This window comes from [Mycobacterium] manitobense (assembly GCF_025821665.1).
In the GTDB taxonomy this organism is placed as follows: domain Bacteria; phylum Actinomycetota; class Actinomycetes; order Mycobacteriales; family Mycobacteriaceae; genus Mycobacterium; species Mycobacterium arseniciresistens.
The window spans coordinates 26,469-43,880 of record NZ_JACKSJ010000202.1 but is presented as its reverse complement, the minus strand read 5'-3'; the positions used below and the strand labels follow the sequence as shown (position 1 = coordinate 43,880).

Genomic DNA, 17,412 nt, shown 5'->3' with positions numbered 1-17,412 from the left:
GCGGGCGGGCAGGGCCGCTACGGTGCGGCGCTGGCCGACCTCGCGGTCGTGTGCCGGTTGCCGGGCGGGCCGGTGGTCTCCCTCGCGCACAGCACCAGGGCATCGTTTCTCCGTCAGCTCGGCGGGCACCGCCACGCCCGGCACTGGGACGGCACCGCGCTCGCCCTGGCGGGCGATCATCCCGAGGCCCGCGCCGACGCCCTGACCGGACTGGCGGCCGACGCGCTGGGCACCGGCCGGTTCGCCCTGTCGGAGCGGCTGCTGGATCAGGTGCGCGCCGAGGCCGGCGCCGTCGCGTCGGAGCGACCGCGGATCCGGCTCGACTGGGTGTCGGCCGAGCTGGCCATGGCGCGCGGCGACGGCGACACCGCCGTCGGTCATGCGAGAGCAGCGGCCGCGGCAGCGGCGCCGTTCGGCTCCACCCGGCACTCGGTGAAGTCGGAGGTGATCCTGGCGGCCGCGCTGTGCAGTGCCGGCGCCGCGGACGCCGCCCGCCCGGTGGCCGACGCCGCGCTGGCCGCCGCCGACGCCGCGGGGCTGGTTCCGCTGCAGTGGGCGCTGGCCTGTCTGCTCGCCGATATCGGAAGTGCGACCCTCACCGCGGAGCGCGTCGCCGCCGTTCGGGACCGTAGCGCCGATATCGTGCAGCACAGGGGCGGCGTGTGGTCTGATCGCTGACCCCGGGCCGCTTCGGCACGGTCGTTATTGTTTACCTCAGCCACACCACCGAGAGTGTCGGCGTTCGTAACGCTGGAGAAGCCGCCCACGATGACAAATTCGAGAGAACGTCTCGATGCTGTCGTTGCTGAGGCAGTGGCCGGCGATCGGGACGCGCTACGGGAGGTGCTGGAGACCATCCGGCCCATCATCGTCCGGTACTGCCGGGCAAGGATCGGGGCGGGCGAACGAAGTGGTCTCTCAGCAGATGACATCGCTCAGGAGGTGTGCTTGGCCGCCATCACGGCGCTGCCGCGCTACAAGGATCAGGGACGCCCGTTCCTGGCCTTTGTGTACGGTATCGCTGCTCACAAGGTTGCTGACGCGCATCGTGCCGCCGCCCGCAACCGCTCCGAACCCACCGACGTCGTGCCCGAGCGGTTCTCGACCGACGCCGGACCGGAGCAGATGGCGATGGACGCCGAGGCGTCCGCTCGGATGAACCGCCTGCTGGCCACGCTGCCGGAGAAGCAGCGCGAGATCCTGATCCTGCGCGTCGTCGTGGGGATGAGCGCCGAGGAGACCGCCGAAACGGTCGGCAGCACCGCGGGCGCCGTGCGGGTTGCGCAGCACCGCGCCCTGGCCCGGCTCAAGCAGGAGATCATGGCGACGGGGCACGACCATGCCTGACTTCGGACGGTGGACCAACAACGGTGGTGACGCCTCGCTCAACGAGGTGAACCGCACCGACCGCTTCCTCGACGCGCTCGCCGGCGAGCAGCCCGTCTACTCCACCGATGCGGGCGAAGCCGAACTGGCTTACGTGTTGGCCGGCTGGCGCGACGAGGTCCGGCAGGCGCCGGTGACCTCGGTGGTGACCACCCGGGACGCGGTCATGGCGCTGGACCGGTCGGCGTCGTCGCGGCAACGCAGGCGCGCCTCGATGGCCGTGCTGGGCTCGGTGGCCGCCGCCGTCCTCGCCGTCGGTGGATTCGGCGCCGTGATCGCAGGAGCCGGGCCCGAGGACCCGCTCTACGGACTGCGCACCGCCCTGTTCGGCGAACAGCAGCAGACCCGTGACGACCAGGTGGTGCTGGCGGCGCAGTCGCAGCTCGCCGAGGTGCAGCAGCTCATCGACCAGGGCGACTGGACGGCTGCCCAGACCAAGTTGCAGACGATGACCACGACCGTCGCCGCGGTGGACGACTCCACCCGCCAGGACGAGCTCGTCGAGCAGTGGCAGCAGCTGTCGGTGAAGGTGGACACCCGGGACGTCAACGCGACCGTGCCCCCCGACGCGCCGCCGGTCGTGCTGCCCGAGGTCCCGACCGACCTGCCGCTTCCGGTGATCCTCGATCCGGACGCCGCGACCTCGCCGCCGACCACGAGCGCCGGGGAGACCCCGGGTTCGACGTCACCGACCACCACGTCGCCGACCACCCCGTCACCGTCGGACGGCACCCCGTCACCGACGCCGTCGCCGTCGACACCGCTGCCGAGCCCGACGCCGTCGCCCCAGTTGCCGCTGCCGACGCCGTCGCCGCAACCGAGCCCCACGCCGCTGCCCACCCCGCAGCCGTCGCCTCAGCCGACCCCGACGCCGCGGCCGATCCCCACGCCCCGGCCGATCCCGGCGCCGCCGCAGGTGCCCACGACCACCTTCGTCCCGGCGCCGCCGATCCCGGCGCCGCCGCCTGTGCAGTTGCCGCCCGGCGAGGCGCCGCAGGCCGAGCAGCCGCCGGTGCAGGAGCCGGTCGAGTTGCCGCAGCCGCGACTCAGTGGTGGTGGGGCGCAGGATCAGGGGCCCGCGAGGATTCCGCCGGTGGTCCAGATGCCCGAGTTGGTGCTGCCCGAGGTGGCCACGCCAGAGGGCGCGGGAGAGTGACCGGTCGGGTCAGCGGTATCCGTCGGACTCCGACGTGGCCTCGTTGAGCGAGGCGTCGGCGTAGCCGCGGCAGTAATCCCACGTCACGTAGGCATCGGGTTCCGGGTCGTAGGCCGGCTCGTGCGGCCGCACCGTTCCGTCGACCAGCAGCTGTAACAGGTTGGCGCGCAACATGTCCCAGTCGTGATAGTGGTCCTGCTGGCATTCGTCGCAGCACACCACGAGGCCGCGGATGCCCTTGTGGGCCAGGAGTGCTTCATAGACCGCCAGATCGGCGAGATCGGCTTCCACCGCGGTGCGTTCCTGCGGGTCCAGCGGCTGACCCGGTTCGAGCGCATCGAGCGCAGCCGACGGATCGCACGGATCGTCGGCGAACGGGTCAGGCGGCAAACCCGGCGGCAAGTGGTCTCGCACGCGTCCAGAGTACGCAGCCCCACTGGGATCGCGCCAGCGGTTGCCCCGGCGCGGCGACCCGGGGATGGAATCGCGAGTTGCGACTGCTGAGCCGATAGGATTGAGTATCACGCTTCGCCCCGATGGAGGCTCCGCCCATGTCGATCGCTGAAAGCAGCGTTCCCCTCGCCGTACCGGTCCCCACCGGCGGTGACGATCCGACCAAGGTCGCGATGCTCGGGCTCACGTTCGACGACGTCCTGCTGCTGCCCGCCGCCTCCGACGTGGTGCCGGCGATGGCCGACACCTCGAGCAGACTGACCAAGCGCATCCGGCTGCGGGTGCCGCTCGTCAGCTCGGCGATGGACACCGTGACCGAGTCCAGGATGGCCATCGCGATGGCACGCGCCGGCGGGATGGGCGTGCTGCACCGCAACCTGCCCGCAGCCGAACAGGCCGGCCAGGTCGAGACGGTGAAACGCTCCGAGGCGGGCATGGTGACCGACCCGGTGACATGCTCGCCGGGCAACACGCTGGCCGAGGTCGACGCCATGTGCGCGCGGTTCCGCATCTCGGGGCTGCCGGTGGTGGACGACAACGGGCAGCTCGTCGGCATCATCACCAACCGCGACATGCGCTTCGAGGTCGACCAGAGCAAGCCGGTGTCGGAGGTGATGACCAAGGCGCCGCTGATCACCGCGCAGGAGGGGGTGTCGGCCGAGGCCGCCCTCGGGCTGCTGCGCCGGCACAAGATCGAGAAGCTGCCGATCGTCGACAACCACGGCAAGCTCACCGGCCTGATCACCGTGAAGGACTTCGTCAAGACCGAGCAGTTCCCGCTTGCCACCAAGGACTCCGACGGCCGGCTGCTGGTCGGGGCGGCGGTAGGGGTCGGGGACGACGCCTGGACCAGGGCGATGACGCTGGCCGACGCGGGCGTCGACGTCCTGATCGTCGACACCGCACACGCGCACAACCGCGGCGTGCTGGACATGGTGAACCGGGTGAAGATGGCCGTCGGCGACCGCGTCGACGTGATCGGCGGCAATGTCGCCACCCGGGCGGCGGCAGCGGCGCTGGTGCAGGCCGGGGCCGACGCGGTGAAGGTGGGCGTCGGGCCGGGCTCTATCTGCACCACCCGGGTGGTCGCCGGTGTCGGCGCGCCGCAGATCACCGCGATCCTCGAGGCCGTCGCCGCCTGCGCGCCGTCCGGCGTGCCGGTGATCGCCGACGGCGGGCTGCAGTACTCCGGCGACATCGCCAAGGCGCTGGCCGCGGGCGCGTCGACGGCGATGCTCGGTTCGCTGCTGGCCGGTACCGCCGAGGCGCCCGGCGACTTGATCTTCGTCAACGGCAAGCAGTACAAGAGCTACCGCGGCATGGGGTCGCTCGGCGCGATGCAGACCCGCGGCACCCGCAAGAGCTACTCCAAGGACCGCTATTTCCAGGACGACGCCCTGAGCGAGGACAAGCTGGTGCCCGAGGGCATCGAGGGTCGCGTGCCGTTCCGCGGACCGCTGTCGACGGTGATCCATCAGCTCACCGGCGGCCTGCGGGCGGCCATGGGGTACACCGGGTCGGCCACCATCGAGCACCTGCAGCAGGCGCAGTTCGTCCAGATCACCGCCGCGGGGCTCAAGGAGAGCCATCCGCACGACATCCAGATGACGGTCGAGGCGCCGAACTACTACGCCCGCGGGGTCTGACGCGCATGCGCGACATGGTCGAGATCGGCATGGGCCGCACCGCCCGCCGTACCTATGAGCTCGGCGACATCAACATCGTGCCGTCCAGGCGCACCCGGTCGTCCAAGGACGTGTCGACCGCATGGCAGCTGGACGCCTACCGGTTCGACATGCCGGTGCTGTCGCACCCCACCGATGCGCTCGCGTCCACCGACTTCGCCATCGAGCTGGGCCGGCTCGGCGGCCTGGGCGTACTCAACGGCGAGGGGCTGATCGGCAGGCACGCCGACGTCGAGGAGAAGATCGCCCAGGTGCTCGAGGCCGCCGAGAAGGAGCCCGAGCCGTCGGCCGCCATCCGGCTGCTGCAGCAGCTGCACGCCGCGCCACTGGACCCCGAGTTGCTGGGCGCCGCGGTGGCGCGGATCCGCGAAGCGGGCCTGACGACGGCCGTAAGGGTCAGCCCGCAGAACGCCAGGGCGCTGGCACCGTCGCTGATCGCGGCCGGGCTGGACCTGCTGGTGATCCAGGGCACCATCGTGTCGGCCGAACGCGTGGCGTCCGACGGCGAGCCGCTGAACCTCAAGACCTTCATCTCCGAACTCGACGTCCCGGTCGTGGCGGGCGGGGTGCTCGACCACCGCACGGCGCTGCACCTGATGCGCACCGGCGCTGCCGGCGTCATCGTGGGGTACGGCTCCACCAGCGGCGTCACCACCAGCGACGAGGTGCTCGGCATCAGCGTGCCGATGGCCACCGCGATCGCCGACGCGGCCGCCGCCCGCCGCGAGTACCTCGACGAGACCGGCGGCCGCTACGTGCACGTGCTGGCCGACGGCGACATCCACACCTCCGGCGACCTGGCCAAGGCCATCGCTTGCGGTGCCGACGCGGTGGTGCTGGGCACCCCGCTGGCCACGGCGGCCGAGGCGCTGGGCGGCGGCTGGTTCTGGCCGGCCGCGGCCGCCCACCCGTCGCTGCCCCGCGGCGCGCTGCTGCAGGTCGCGGTGGGGGAGCGGCCGTCGCTGCGGCAGGTGCTCGACGGCCCGTCCGACGATCCGTTCGGTTCGTTGAACCTGGTGGGCGGGCTGCGCCGGGCGATGGCCAAGGCCGGATACTGCGACCTCAAGGAATTCCAGAAGGTCGGTCTGGCCGTCGGCTCCTGACCCGCGCCGGCGCAGTTGTGACGCCTTTACAACTTAGGTCCACCTGTCTAGAAAAGTTACCCAGCGGTAACTCATACTGGTGTGATGCAGCCTGACTATGACGTCCTGATCATCGGCTCGGGATTCGGCGGCAGCGTGAGCGCGCTGCGACTCACCGAGAAGGGCTACCGTGTCGGCGTCCTGGAGGCCGGCCGCCGCTTCGCCGACAAGGAGTTCGCCAAGACCTCCTGGAATCTGCGCAAGTTCCTGTGGGCGCCGAAGTTCGGGTGCTTCGGCATCCAGCGCATCCATCTACTGCGCAACGTGCTGATCCTGGCCGGTGCGGGCGTCGGCGGCGGCTCGCTCAACTACGCGAACACGCTGTACGTGCCGCGCGAGCCGTTCTTCAAGGACCCGCAGTGGAAGCACATCACCGACTGGCGCGACGAGTTGCTGCCGCACTACGAGCAGGCGCAGCGCATGCTCGGCGTCGTCACCAACCCCACGTTCACCGACGCCGACCGCATCATGAAAGAGGTCGCCGAGGACATGGGCGTCGGGGACACCTTCGTGCCCACCCCGGTCGGGGTGTTCTTCGGCCCCGACGGCGAGAAGACGCCCGGCAAGACCGTCCCCGATCCTTACTTCGGTGGCGCCGGCCCGGCGCGGACCGGGTGCATCGAGTGCGGCCAGTGCATGACCGGCTGCCGCTTCGGCGCCAAGAACACCCTGCTGAAGAACTACCTGGGCCTGGCGGAGTCGGCGGGGACGCAGATCCATCCGATGACCACCGTGACCAGCCTCCAGCAGCGGCCCGACGGGCTTTGGGAGGTCAAGACCGCGCACACCGGCCGGCTGCTGCGCCGGAAGCGCCGCACGTTCACCGCCACCCACGTCATCGTCGCCGCGGGCACCTATGGCACCCAGAAGCTGCTGTTCAAGATGCGCGACACCGGCAAGCTGCCGAAGCTGTCGAACCGGCTCGGCCTGCTCACCCGCACCAACTCCGAGTCGATCGTCGGTGCGGGCCGGCTCGAGGTCCGCGACGATCTCGACCTCACCCACGGTGTGGCCATCACGTCGTCCATCCACCCGACGGACGACACCCACGTCGAACCCTGCCGCTACGGCAAGGGGTCCAACGCGATGGGCCTGCTGCAGACCCTGATGACCGACGGCGCCGGCCCGCAGGGCACCGACGTGCCGCGCTGGAAGCAGCTGTTCCAGAATGCCGGCGCCGACCCGAAGGGCACGCTGCGGCTGCTCAACCCGCGGCGCTGGAGCGAGCGCACCATGATCGCGCTGGTCATGCAGAACCTCGACAACTCGATCACCACCTTCACCAGGAAGACCAAGCTCGGCTTCCGCATGCTCGACAGCAAGCAGGGCCACGGCGAGCCGAACCCCAGCTGGATCCCGGTGGGCAACGAGGTGACCCGGCGCATCGCCAAGAAGATCGACGGCGTGGCCGGCGGCACCTGGGGTGAGTTGTTCAACATCCCGCTGACGGCGCACTTCCTCGGCGGCGCGGTGATCGGTGACAGCCCCGAGCACGGGGTCATCGACCCGTACCACCGCGTGTACAACTACCCGACGCTGTACGTGGTCGACGGTGCGGCCATCTCCGCCAACCTCGGCGTGAACCCGTCGCTGAGCATCACCGCCCAGGCGGAGCGCGCGGCGTCGCTGTGGCCGAACAAGGGCGCCGAGGATCTGCGGCCCGCGCAGGGTGAGGGCTACCGCCGGCTCGACCCCATCGAGCCCGAGCATCCGGTGGTGCCTGCCGGAGCGCCCGCCGCGCTGGACTGGAACGCCAGCGCCGAGGACGTCAACCGGCGTGACCCCACCACCGCGGAGGCACGCGGCGCCTGACCCGCAGCGCGGTCACACCTCGCCGGTGAGCCGGCGCCGCAGCGGTTCTCGGCCCGGCGGCTGCGGAGGCGCCGGCAACAGCGGCTTGCGCCGCCGCACCGCGACGGTGGTCGGCTCCGCGGTGAAGACCTGGAGTTCCTCACCGGCATGCCGGATCGTCAACTCGCCGTCGGGCCCGTCGCGCAGCGTGTAGGTCACCTCGTCGTGCTCGGCGTTCACCGTCAGCCGGAAACCTCTCCAGCACAGGCGAAATCGTAACCGGGAGAAGGCGTCGGGCAGGTGCGGGTCCAGCGACAGCACACCCTCGTCGTCGCGCAACCCGCCGAACCCGGCGACCAGCGCGGTCCACGCCCCGGCCAGCGACGCCATGTGCAGCCCGTCGCGGGTGTTGTGGTGCAGGTCGCGCAGGTCGATCAGCGCCGCCTCGAAGGTGTAGTCGTGCGCCAGTTCCAGGTGCCCCACCTCCGCGCACATCACCGCCTGGGTGCACGCCGACAGCGAGGAGTCGCGAGTGGTGCGCCGCTCGTAGTAGTCGACGTTGCGGGCCTTCTGCTCGTCGGTGAACGCGTGGCTCTGCCACTGCATTGCCAGCACCAGGTCGGCCTGCTTGATCACCTGCGCCGGATAGAGCCTCACGTAGGGCTCGTTGAGCAGCAGCGGGTAGGAGGTGTTGTCGGTGAACTCCCACTCGGCCAGCGTGGTGAAGCCCTCGCACTGCTGGTGCACGCCGAGTTCCTCGTCATACGGGATGTGCGCCGAAGCGGCCGCTTCGCGCCAGGCCGCGGTCTCCTCGGTGGTCACCCCCATCTCGCGGGCCGCCTCGGGTCGCCGGGTGCACGCGTCGGCGGCCACCCGGAGATTGTGTGCGGCCATCAGATTGGTGAACACGTTGTCGCGCACCACGGCCGTGTACTCGTCCGGGCCGGTGACGCCGTCAAGATGCCACACGCCGTGCCGGTCGTGGTGGCCAATCGATATCCACAGCCGGGCGGTGTCGACCAGTACGGCCAGTCCGCACTCCTCCTCGAGGGAGTCGTCACCGGTGACCGTGCGGTACCGGTCGAACGCCATCGCGATGTCGGCGTTGACATGCCACGCCGCGGTGCCCGCCGGCCAGTAGGCCGAACACTCCTCGCCGCGGATGGTGCGCCACGGGAACGCGGCGCCCTCGAGGTCGAGTTGGGCGGCGCGCTCCCTGGCCAGGTCGAGGGTCGACGCCCGCCAGCGCAGCGCGTCGGCCGCTGCGTTCGGTTTCGTGTACGTCAGCACCGGCAGCACGAAGCCCTCGGTGTCCCAGAAGGCGTGGCCGTCATATCCGGTGCCGGTCAAGCCCTTTCCGGGGATGGCGCGTCGTTCGGCGCGGGCACTGGCCTGCAGCACGTGGAACAGCCCGAACCGCACCGCCTGCTGGATGTCCGGGTCGCCGTCCACCTCGACGTCCGCGCAGTCCCAGTACTCGTCGAGGTATTCGCGCTGGGCGTCGAGCAGCCCCTGCCACCCGACGTAGCGTGCGCCGGTCAGCGCCGCGGCGACCTGGTCGCGCAGCGCGGGACGGGAGCGCAGGCTGGACCAGCCGTAAGCCAGGTATTTGACGATCCGCAGCTGCTGGCCGGGTCGCAGCCCGCAGATCACTGTGGTGCGCGCCAGGTCGTCGCGGGAATCGGTGTGCACCTCGACCCGGCCGGGCACCTCGACCTCGTGGTCCATGGCCGCCGCCATCATCAGCGCGCTGCCGCGGGTGCGGTGCACCAGCACCGCCGACGTGTCGGTGTTCTCGTGTGTGATTGCCTCGAGCGGCGTCTTCAGCGCCGCCGCCACCCGCGGATCGTCCGATGTCTCCGGCTGGTCCTCGTTGGCCACCAGCTCGGATTGCACTGTGACGCGGACGAATTCGTCCATGGCCTCGACAACGTACTCGATGGCCGCGACACCGCGCTGCACCAGCGACACCAGCCGCGTGGACCGCACCTTGACCTGCCTGCCTGCCGGCGAGCGCCAGTGGGCGCACCGCGTCAGCGTGCCTGCGCGCAGGTCGAGGACGCGCTCGTGGTCGATCAGCTCGCCGTAGCGGACGTCGAACGGCTCGTCGTCGACCAGCAGCCGCATGATCTTGCCGTTGGTGACGTCGACGACGGTCTGCCCGGCCTCCGGATAGCCGTAGCCGGCTTCGGCGTAGGGCAGTGGCCGGATCTCGTAGAACGAGTTGAGGTAGGTGCCGGGCATTCCGTGCGGTTCGCCCTCGTCGAGGTTGCCGCGTAATCCAATGTGGCCGTTGGACAATGCGAACAACGACTCCGACTCGTCGAGCAGGTCGAAGTCCAGTTCGGTCTCCCGGACCTGCCACGGCTCGACGGGGAAGGCGTCGTGGGAGATCACGACTCGTCCAGCAGTTCGGCGAGGTCGGTGACGACGATGTCGGCGCCGTTGCGGCGCAACTCCTCGGCCTGCCCCACCCGGTCGACGCCCACCACGTAGCCGAAATAGCCGGCCCGGCCCGCGGCGACCCCGGACAGCGCGTCCTCGAACACGGCCGCCGCGGGTGGCGCCACGCCGAACAACTGCGCCGCGCGCAGGAAGGAGTCGGGTGCCGGCTTGCCCGGAATGTTCTCCTCGCGCAACGTGACCCCGTCGACGCGGTGCTCGACGAACCGCGCCAGGCCGGTCACCTCCAGCACGTCGCGGGTGTTGGCGCTCGACGACACCACCCCGACACCGAGGCCGGCGGCGGCGACCGCCTCGAGATAGCGGCGGGAGCCGTCGAACACCTCGATGCCGTCGGTGCGCAGGGTGTGCTGGAACAGGTCGTTCTTGCGGTTGCCCAGCCCCGCGACGGTCTCGGCGTCCGGCGGGTCGTCGGCGTCGCCGTCGGGCAGCTCGATGCCGCGGCTGGACAGGAACGAGCGGACGCCGTCGTCGCGGCGCTTGCCGTCGACGTACTCCAGGTAGTCGTCGTCGACGTCGAACGGCACGAACTGCTCACCCGCCTTGTCGGCCCGCTGCCGCAGGAAGTCGTCGAACATCGTCTGCCAGGCCTTCTTGTGCACGCTCGCCGTGTCGGTGAGGACACCGTCGAGGTCGAACAGGCAGGTGCGTACTTCGTCGGGCAGACCAAGCACTGGCCACCTCGCTTCCGTCGGGTCGTCGAACGCGCAGTACCTCTTCAATGCCCACTTTCGTCGAGCGGCATACGTCGGACGTGGGCGGTGACGCTGTCGGTGGGATGAAAGCCCTGCGTGTGTCCGGTTTCTACGTTTGCCCTGCCGGCCTCGGGGTAGCTTCGTCAAGGAGCGTCGGGCGAGAAGGGCATGTCGATGAGGCTGCTGAGGCGGATGGGCATGGCGGTGCCCGTTGCGGCTGTGCTGCCCGCGCTGCTGCTGTCGGCCCCGGCGAGCGCGACACCCAGTGACGGGGAGTTCCTCGAACAACTGAGCCGGGACGGCGTCATCTTCACCGACTTCAGGGCGATGCTCGAGTACGCCCACGGCATCTGCGCGGCGCTCGACCGGGGGGTGTCGCACGTCGACGTCGTCGACAACGTCATGGTCGACCAACCGCAACTCGACCGGGACCGGGCGGTGGTGCTGACGGTCAGCGCCTACCTGGCGTACTGCCCGTGGCACGCGCTGCCGGGTTCGGGTTCGGGGTCGGCATCCGGTGTGGCGTTCGCCTAGCCCGGCCGTCGGCTGACCGGCATACTTCGGGCGTGGACGAGGTGCGCTGGGATGCGCTGACCGATGTGTCGCTGGTGACGACTACCGACGGGCCGGACGCCGAAGACGTGTTCCTGGTGTGCCATCACAGCGACGGCCCGGACACGGTGCTCGGCCTCGACGAGGTCGGCGGCGTGCTGGCCCGGATGCAGGCGCTGCCCGGCTTCGACAACGACGCGTTCATCAGCTCCATGGGCGCCGGCAAGGACGGCGTCGCCGTGTTGTGGCGCCGCTGAATCGGTGTCACCGGTCGGGTCGCCACCGCCCGTGACGACCCGGGCAGCTGATTCCCCACCCCCCACTAGACTGGGCCGGTGAATTCTCCCGCCGATCCCTCGGGCCCGCGGCCCGTTCTGGTGGTCGACTTCGGCGCGCAGTACGCCCAGCTCATCGCCCGTCGCGTGCGTGAGGCACGGGTGTACTCCGAGGTCGTGCCCCACACCGCCAGCGTCGAGGACATCAAGGCGCGCGATCCGCAGGCGATCGTGCTGTCCGGCGGTCCGGCCAGCGTGTACGCCGAGGGGGCGCCGCAACTGGATCCGGCGCTGTTCGACCTGGACGTCCCGGTGTTCGGGATCTGCTACGGGTTCCAGGCCATGGCGCAGGCGCTCGGCGGCACCGTTGCGCGCACCGGGACCAGCGAGTACGGCCGCACCGAACTGAAAGTCGCTGGCGGCGAACTTCATTCGGATCTGCCCGCCATCCAGCCGGTGTGGATGAGTCACGGCGACGCCGTCACTGCCGCGCCCGAGGGTTTCGACGTCGTCGCCACCAGCACCGGCGCCCCGGTCGCCGCATTCGAGAACCGCGCCCGCCGGCTGGCCGGTGTTCAGTACCACCCCGAGGTGTTGCACTCGCCGCACGGCCAGCAGGTGCTCAGCCGCTTCCTGCACGACTTCGCCGGGATCGGCGCCAAGTGGACGCCTGCCAACATCGCCGACGCGTTGGTCGAGCAGGTGCGCGCGCAGATCGGCGACGGCCGGGCGATCTGCGGCCTGTCCGGCGGGGTGGACTCCGCCGTGGCGGCCGCACTCGTGCAGCGCGCCATCGGCGACCGGCTCACCTGTGTGTTCGTCGACCACGGGCTGCTGCGGTCCGGTGAGCGGGCCCAGGTCCAGCGCGACTTCGTCGCCGCCACCGGTGCCAACCTGGTCACCGTCGATGTGGCCGACCGGTTCCTGCAGGCGCTGTCCGGGGTGACCAATCCCGAGGGCAAGCGCAAGATCATCGGTCGCGAGTTCATCCGCGCATTCGAGGGCGCGGTGCGTGGGTTGGTGGAGGATAAGGCCGGGGACGTCGACTTCCTGGTGCAGGGCACGCTGTATCCCGACGTCGTCGAGTCCGGCGGCGGATCGGGCACCGCGAACATCAAGAGTCACCACAACGTCGGCGGCCTGCCCGACGACCTGAAGTTCCGGCTGGTCGAGCCGCTACGGCTGCTGTTCAAGGACGAGGTGCGCGCGGTCGGGCGAGAGCTCGGGCTGCCCGAGGACATCGTCGCCCGCCAGCCGTTCCCCGGACCGGGGCTTGGCATCCGCATCGTCGGCGAGGTGACCGCCGCCCGGCTCGACACGTTGCGCAGTGCCGACGCGATCGCCAGGGAGGAGCTCACCGCCGCCGGTCTGGACAACCAGATCTGGCAGTGCCCGGTGGTGCTGCTCGCCGACGTCCGGTCGGTGGGCGTGCAGGGCGACGGCCGCACCTACGGCCACCCCATCGTGCTGCGCCCGGTCTCCAGCGAGGACGCGATGACCGCCGACTGGACCCGGGTGCCCTACGAGGTGCTCGAGCGCATCTCCACGCGCATCACCAACGAGGTGCCCGCCGTCAACCGCGTCGTGCTCGACGTCACGAGCAAGCCGCCGGGCACCATCGAGTGGGAGTAGCGCTCAGCGCGGCGTCACCGGCACGACGGCCTCGTTGCGGCGGCGGAAGGGCAGCGTGAACGGGGGGTCGTAGAACCAGGCCACGGGCTCGCCCTCGGCCCGGTAGCCGCTCCCCGAGAGTGCCTCGAGCAGTTCCGCGCCCTTGCGCGCGACGACAGCGGGGCTGCGGTCTCCGCTGTACCGCAGCACCGCGACGGTCTCCGCGGGCACCGTCACCAGGCGCACCGCGGCACTGTCGGGTTCGGGCAGCGTCTCGAGGCTGTACTTCGACGGCATGAAGAACCGGATCGTCGAGCCGCCCCCGGTGCCCGACTGGGCGACCGGGGCGGTCATCGAGATCTGCTCACCGCCGGCACCCGACTGGGCGACCGGCGCGGTCATCGCGATCGAGGTCTCGCTGTGATTGCCGCCGAAGATGTAGCGGGCCAGCCGGCGGAACCCGATGCTGCGCGCGGCGTCGTCGTCGGCCGCGACGAGCGTCTCGGCCGCGACCCGGGGACCGTAGACCCGGATCTCCACATCGCCGATCCGGTCGGTGACCCGGTGGTGGGGTTCCTCGGTGCCGAACCGCAGGCCCACGATCGATCCGGCCGATTCGGCGATCTGGACGGGGAGCTTCACCAGCGTGTTCAAGGACGTCATGGGGGTGATTCGGTGCTGTCGGCGCGGCGGATCGCCCGCCGGCGGAAACGGTTGACGAGGGGGTCGGCCGCTTGACGGTGTCAGAGGCGAGGTGTTTACTCAGAGCATCGAACATACATTCGAACAACGGGTGAATCGGATGGTGCGGGAGGTGCTGCTGTGACAGCCGCGACGAGTCTTGATCTGCGCCGCCTCAACCATACTGAACAGGTAGAACACCTGCGCAAGCAGATGGCGACGGTCGGCGGGAAGGTCGGTTCCGGGCGTCGCGGCGCGGCCCCGTCGGCCGACCTGCTGCCCGAGTCGGAATCTTTGCTACCGCTGCCCGAATCGCTGGCGGGACTGCTGCCCACCTCGTTGCCGCGCGGCACGGTGGCGGTGGCGACGGGCGCCCGGTCGCTGTCGCTGAGCATGGTGGCGGCGGTGACGGCCGCGGGCGGACACGCGGCCATCGTGGGCCAGCCCGACGTGGGCCTGCTGGCCGCCGTGGAGATGGGGGCGGACCTGAGCCGGCTGGCCGTCATCCCGGATCCGGGGGCCGACCCGGTCGAGGTGGCGGCGGTGCTGATGGACGGCATGGATCTGGTGGTGCTCGGGCTGGGCGGCCGTTCGGTGACCGCGGGCCGGGCCAGGGCGGTGGTGGCCCGCGCGCGGCAGAAGGGCTGCACCCTGCTGGTCACCGACGGCGAGTGGCAGGGGGCGTCCGCGCGGCTGGAGGCCCGGGTGTGCGGCTACGAGGTGAGCGGGGCGGGCCGGTCCGGCAGGCCGGTGCCCGGCTGTGGGCGCATCAGCCGGGTGCGATTGGCCATGCGGGCGTGCGGACGGTCCGTCGGCGCCCTGCGCGCCGTGGGGGAGTGAGGCGCCGTGGCCTCCCGGGTGCTGGCCGTCTGGTGCATGGACTGGCCCGCGGTCGCCGCCACGGCCGCAGCCGGGCTGGCCCCGACGGCACCGGTGGCGGTCACGCTGGCCAACCGGGTGATCGCGTGTTCGGCGTCGGCCAGGGCGAGCGGGGTGCGACGCGGACTGCGCCGCCGTGAGTCGCAGGCCCGCTGTCCGCAACTCCACGTGGCGCCCGCCGATCCGGCACGCGACGCCCGGCATTTCGAGAACGTGACGGTCGCCGTGGACGACCTGGTGCCCCGGTCGGAGGTGCTGCGGCCGGGCCTGCTGGTGCTCTCTGTCCGTGGGGCGGCCCGCTACTTCGGCTCCGAACAGGCCGCCGCCGAACGACTTGTCGACGCGGTGGCCGCGGCAGGCGCCGAGTGCCAGGTGGGTATCGCCGACCAACTGGCCACCGCGGTCTTCGCCGCCCGTGCCGGCCGGATCGTCGAACCCGGCGGCGATGCCGGCTTCCTGTCGGCGCTGTCCATCCGGCAGCTGGCCACCGAACCGAGCCTGGCCGCCCCAGGACGCGACGAGCTGGCTGACCTGTTGTGGCGCATGGGCATTCGTACCGTCGGCAAGTTCGCGGAACTGTCCCGCAGCGATGTGGCGTCCCGGTTCGGTGCCGACGCCGTGGCCGCGCACCGGTTCGCCCGCGGCGAATCGGCCCGGGGCCCGTCGGGGCGCGAACCCCCGCCGGAACTTGACGCCGTGATGGACTGCGACCCGCCGATCGACCGGGTGGACGCTGCGGCCTTCGCGGGCCGGTCGCTGGCCGGCGACCTGCACCGCAGCCTGGAGGCGGCCGGGGTCGGCTGCACCCGGCTGGCCATCCATGCCGTCACCGCCAACGGCGAAGAGCTGGAACGGGTGTGGCGGTGCGCCGAGCCGCTGACCGAAGATGCCACCGCCGACCGGGTGCGCTGGCAGCTCGACGGGTGGCTGAACCGGCGGAATCAACACGACCGGCCGACCGCAGCGGTCACGGTGCTGCGGCTGCGCCCGGTGGAGGTGATCTCGGCCGAGGCGTTGCAACTGCCGCTCTGGGGCGGCGTCGGTGAGGAGGACCGGTTGCGGGCCCGCCGCGCCCTGGTCCGGGTGCAGGGCCTGCTCGGTCCGGAGGCGGTGCAGGTGCCGGTGCTCAGCGGCGGCCGGGGACCCGCCGAGCGGATCACGCTCACTCCGTTCGGCGACGAACCCGTCCCGGCTGCCGATCCGAACCAGCCCTGGCCCGGCCGGCTGCCCGAGCCGTCGCCCACGGTGCTGCTCGACGACCCGGTCGAATTGCTGGACGGCCAGGGCGATCCCGTGCGGGTGACCCACCGGGGACTGTTCTCCGGCGACCCCGCCCGGCTGGACGGCGGGGGGTTCCGCGGTGACCTGAGCTGGTGGGCGGGGCCGTGGCCGGTCGACGAACGGTGGTGGGATCAGGACCGCGCCAAGGGGCGCACCGCGCGGGCCCAGGTGCTGATCGGCGGCGAACCCGAGAAGGCGCTGCTGCTGTGCTACCGCCAGCGGCGGTGGTACGTCGAGGGGGTCTATGAATAGACAGTCCTGATCACCGATCAGCCCAGGCGACGGGCGAACTCGCCGACCCGGGCGATGAACCGGTCGAAGAACACATCCGGATCCACCTCGACGCCGACGAGCGCGTTCGGGTCGCGTCCCCACCGGCCGTGCCAGTCCGCCACGGTCATCCCGCGGGTCAGCGAGCCGGTCAACTCGACGTCGACCGTGGTCTGCCGGTAGCGCACAAAATCCGGGTCGAGGGCGACCGCTGCCGCCAGCGGGTCGTGGAGGTGCGCGAGATAGCCTTCGCCCTGGTCGAAGTGGAACTCGAAGTAGAACCGCATCGCGTCCTCGAGCACCCGGATCAACGGGTTGGCGGCCACCGACCGGGTGCCGCGGTCGTCGAGCACACTCATCGGCGCGGTCGGCGAATCGGCCGCGGCCGCCAGCCGGCTCAGCAGCGCCGGGGTCATCGCGATGTTCTCGGTGAGGTTGAGCCCCAGCACGATCGGCAGATGGCCGGGCGCCCTCTGCTCGTCTCCGGAGCCCCACGCCGCACCCCAGCCGGCGAACACCTCGGCCGCGGCTTCGGGGTCGACGCTGACGTTCCACTCGGCCACCGCGGTGGTGTTGCCCCGGTAGTCGAACGCACCGCCCATGATCACCAGCCGGCGCAGCAGCGTGGGCAGGGCCGGTTCGGCGCGCAGCGCGAGGGCGAGATTGGTCAGCGGCCCGACGACGATGCCGATCAACTCACCGGGATGGGCGTGTGCGGCGCGGATCCACGCCTCGGCCGCATCGTGGGCGGTCAGTCGACAGTCGGCGGGTGGCAGCCGGGCGTAGCCGAGCCCCTGCGGCCCGTGAGTGTCCTCGGCGGTCCGCAGCATCGATGCGACGGGGCCGTCGGCGCCCCGCGACACCGGAATGCCGTTCACCCCGCACAGCCCGAGAAGCCCGAGATTGTTCTGGCAGACCTGGTCCACACCGACATTTCCGGCCGTGGAGGCGATTCCGACCACCTCCGCGTCGGCGCTGGCGAACAGGTAAGCCAGCGCCATCGCGTCGTCGACGCCGGTGTCGACGTCGACGAACACCGGTTGTGGCGTGGCGGAATCACCACTGTGGGTCGGCATTTCGGAGAGGATACGC

Annotated in this window: 16 protein-coding genes; 11 read left to right on the top strand and 5 right to left on the bottom strand. The window is 71.1% G+C overall.

What is annotated here, in order from left to right:
• The 3 genes from H7I41_RS23035 to H7I41_RS23025 all read left to right on the top strand — a co-directional run.
• A partial coding sequence (locus H7I41_RS23035) for a hypothetical protein (RefSeq protein WP_264014945.1) occupies positions 1–678 on the top strand: 678 nt, incomplete at its 5' end.
• 90 nt (positions 679–768) lie between these two features.
• Complete coding sequence (locus H7I41_RS23030; protein WP_264014949.1) at positions 769–1,347, top strand: sigma-70 family RNA polymerase sigma factor; 579 nt, start codon at positions 769–771, stop codon at positions 1,345–1,347.
• On the top strand, positions 1,340–2,542 hold the full coding sequence (locus H7I41_RS23025; RefSeq protein ID WP_264014944.1) for an anti-sigma-D factor RsdA: 1,203 nt from the start codon (positions 1,340–1,342) through the stop codon (positions 2,540–2,542). Before H7I41_RS23030 ends, H7I41_RS23025 begins: the two co-directional genes overlap by 8 nt.
• 9 nt (positions 2,543–2,551) lie before the next feature.
• Here H7I41_RS23025 and H7I41_RS23020 read toward each other — a convergent pair whose 3' ends face one another.
• Entirely contained in the window at positions 2,552–2,956 is a 405-nt protein-coding gene (locus H7I41_RS23020) for a DUF5319 domain-containing protein (RefSeq protein WP_085192450.1), read from the bottom strand.
• Positions 2,957–3,093: 137 nt separating this feature from the next.
• Here H7I41_RS23020 and guaB point away from each other — a divergent pair, with 137 nt between their 5' ends.
• The 3 genes from guaB to H7I41_RS23005 all read left to right on the top strand — a co-directional run bounded on the left by guaB (position 3,094) and on the right by H7I41_RS23005 (position 7,634).
• On the top strand, positions 3,094–4,641 hold the full coding sequence (guaB, locus tag H7I41_RS23015) for an IMP dehydrogenase (RefSeq protein ID WP_264014943.1): 1,548 nt from the start codon (positions 3,094–3,096) through the stop codon (positions 4,639–4,641).
• A 5-nt stretch (positions 4,642–4,646) separates the two neighbouring features.
• Positions 4,647–5,783, top strand: coding sequence for a GuaB3 family IMP dehydrogenase-related protein (locus H7I41_RS23010; RefSeq protein ID WP_302471825.1), 1,137 nt, complete (start codon positions 4,647–4,649; stop codon positions 5,781–5,783).
• An 84-nt stretch (positions 5,784–5,867) separates the two neighbouring features.
• Complete coding sequence (locus H7I41_RS23005; RefSeq protein ID WP_264014942.1) at positions 5,868–7,634, top strand: GMC oxidoreductase; 1,767 nt, start codon at positions 5,868–5,870, stop codon at positions 7,632–7,634.
• Positions 7,635–7,646: 12 nt separating this feature from the next.
• Here H7I41_RS23005 and H7I41_RS23000 read toward each other — a convergent pair whose 3' ends face one another.
• Together H7I41_RS23000 and H7I41_RS22995 are read right to left on the bottom strand one after the other, a co-directional pair.
• Positions 7,647–10,010, bottom strand: coding sequence for a glycoside hydrolase family 65 protein (locus H7I41_RS23000; RefSeq protein WP_264014941.1), 2,364 nt, complete (start codon positions 10,008–10,010; stop codon positions 7,647–7,649).
• Positions 10,007–10,750 carry a beta-phosphoglucomutase family hydrolase gene (locus H7I41_RS22995; protein WP_264014940.1) on the bottom strand — a complete coding sequence of 248 codons (744 nt, stop codon included), beginning with the start codon at positions 10,748–10,750 and terminating at the stop codon, positions 10,007–10,009. The genes H7I41_RS23000 and H7I41_RS22995 overlap by 4 nt, the downstream gene beginning before the upstream one ends.
• Before the next feature lie 195 nt (positions 10,751–10,945).
• Here H7I41_RS22995 and H7I41_RS22990 point away from each other — a divergent pair, with 195 nt between their 5' ends.
• From H7I41_RS22990 to guaA, 3 genes are all read left to right on the top strand, one after another.
• Positions 10,946–11,305, top strand: a complete 360-nt coding sequence (locus H7I41_RS22990; RefSeq protein ID WP_264014939.1) for a DUF732 domain-containing protein — start codon at positions 10,946–10,948, stop codon at positions 11,303–11,305.
• A gap of 32 nt (positions 11,306–11,337) precedes the next feature.
• Positions 11,338–11,580, top strand: coding sequence for a hypothetical protein (locus tag H7I41_RS22985; protein WP_264014938.1), 243 nt, complete (start codon positions 11,338–11,340; stop codon positions 11,578–11,580).
• Positions 11,581–11,658: 78 nt separating this feature from the next.
• A complete protein-coding gene (guaA, locus tag H7I41_RS22980) occupies positions 11,659–13,230 on the top strand; it encodes a glutamine-hydrolyzing GMP synthase (protein WP_264014937.1) in 1,572 nt (523 codons plus the stop codon).
• Between the two features lie 3 nt (positions 13,231–13,233).
• On the opposite strand, the gene H7I41_RS22975 is transcribed toward guaA, so the two are convergent.
• On the bottom strand, positions 13,234–13,872 hold the full coding sequence (locus H7I41_RS22975; RefSeq protein ID WP_264014936.1) for an SOUL family heme-binding protein: 639 nt from the start codon (positions 13,870–13,872) through the stop codon (positions 13,234–13,236).
• 159 nt (positions 13,873–14,031) lie between these two features.
• Here H7I41_RS22975 and imuA' point away from each other — a divergent pair, with 159 nt between their 5' ends.
• Together imuA' and H7I41_RS22965 are read left to right on the top strand one after the other, a co-directional pair.
• Positions 14,032–14,730: a DnaE2-dependent mutagenesis accessory factor ImuA' gene (imuA', locus tag H7I41_RS22970; RefSeq protein WP_264014935.1), complete on the top strand. Its 699-nt coding sequence runs from the start codon at positions 14,032–14,034 to the stop codon at positions 14,728–14,730.
• A gap of 36 nt (positions 14,731–14,766) precedes the next feature.
• Positions 14,767–16,302, top strand: a complete 1,536-nt coding sequence (locus H7I41_RS22965; RefSeq protein WP_264014947.1) for a DNA polymerase Y family protein — start codon at positions 14,767–14,769, stop codon at positions 16,300–16,302.
• A 17-nt stretch (positions 16,303–16,319) separates the two neighbouring features.
• Here H7I41_RS22965 and H7I41_RS22960 read toward each other — a convergent pair whose 3' ends face one another.
• The gene (locus H7I41_RS22960) at positions 16,320–17,396 is read right to left on the bottom strand and encodes a nucleoside hydrolase (protein WP_264014934.1); all 1,077 of its coding nucleotides are present in this window, start codon (positions 17,394–17,396) and stop codon (positions 16,320–16,322) included.
• Positions 17,397–17,412 lie beyond the last annotated feature (16 nt).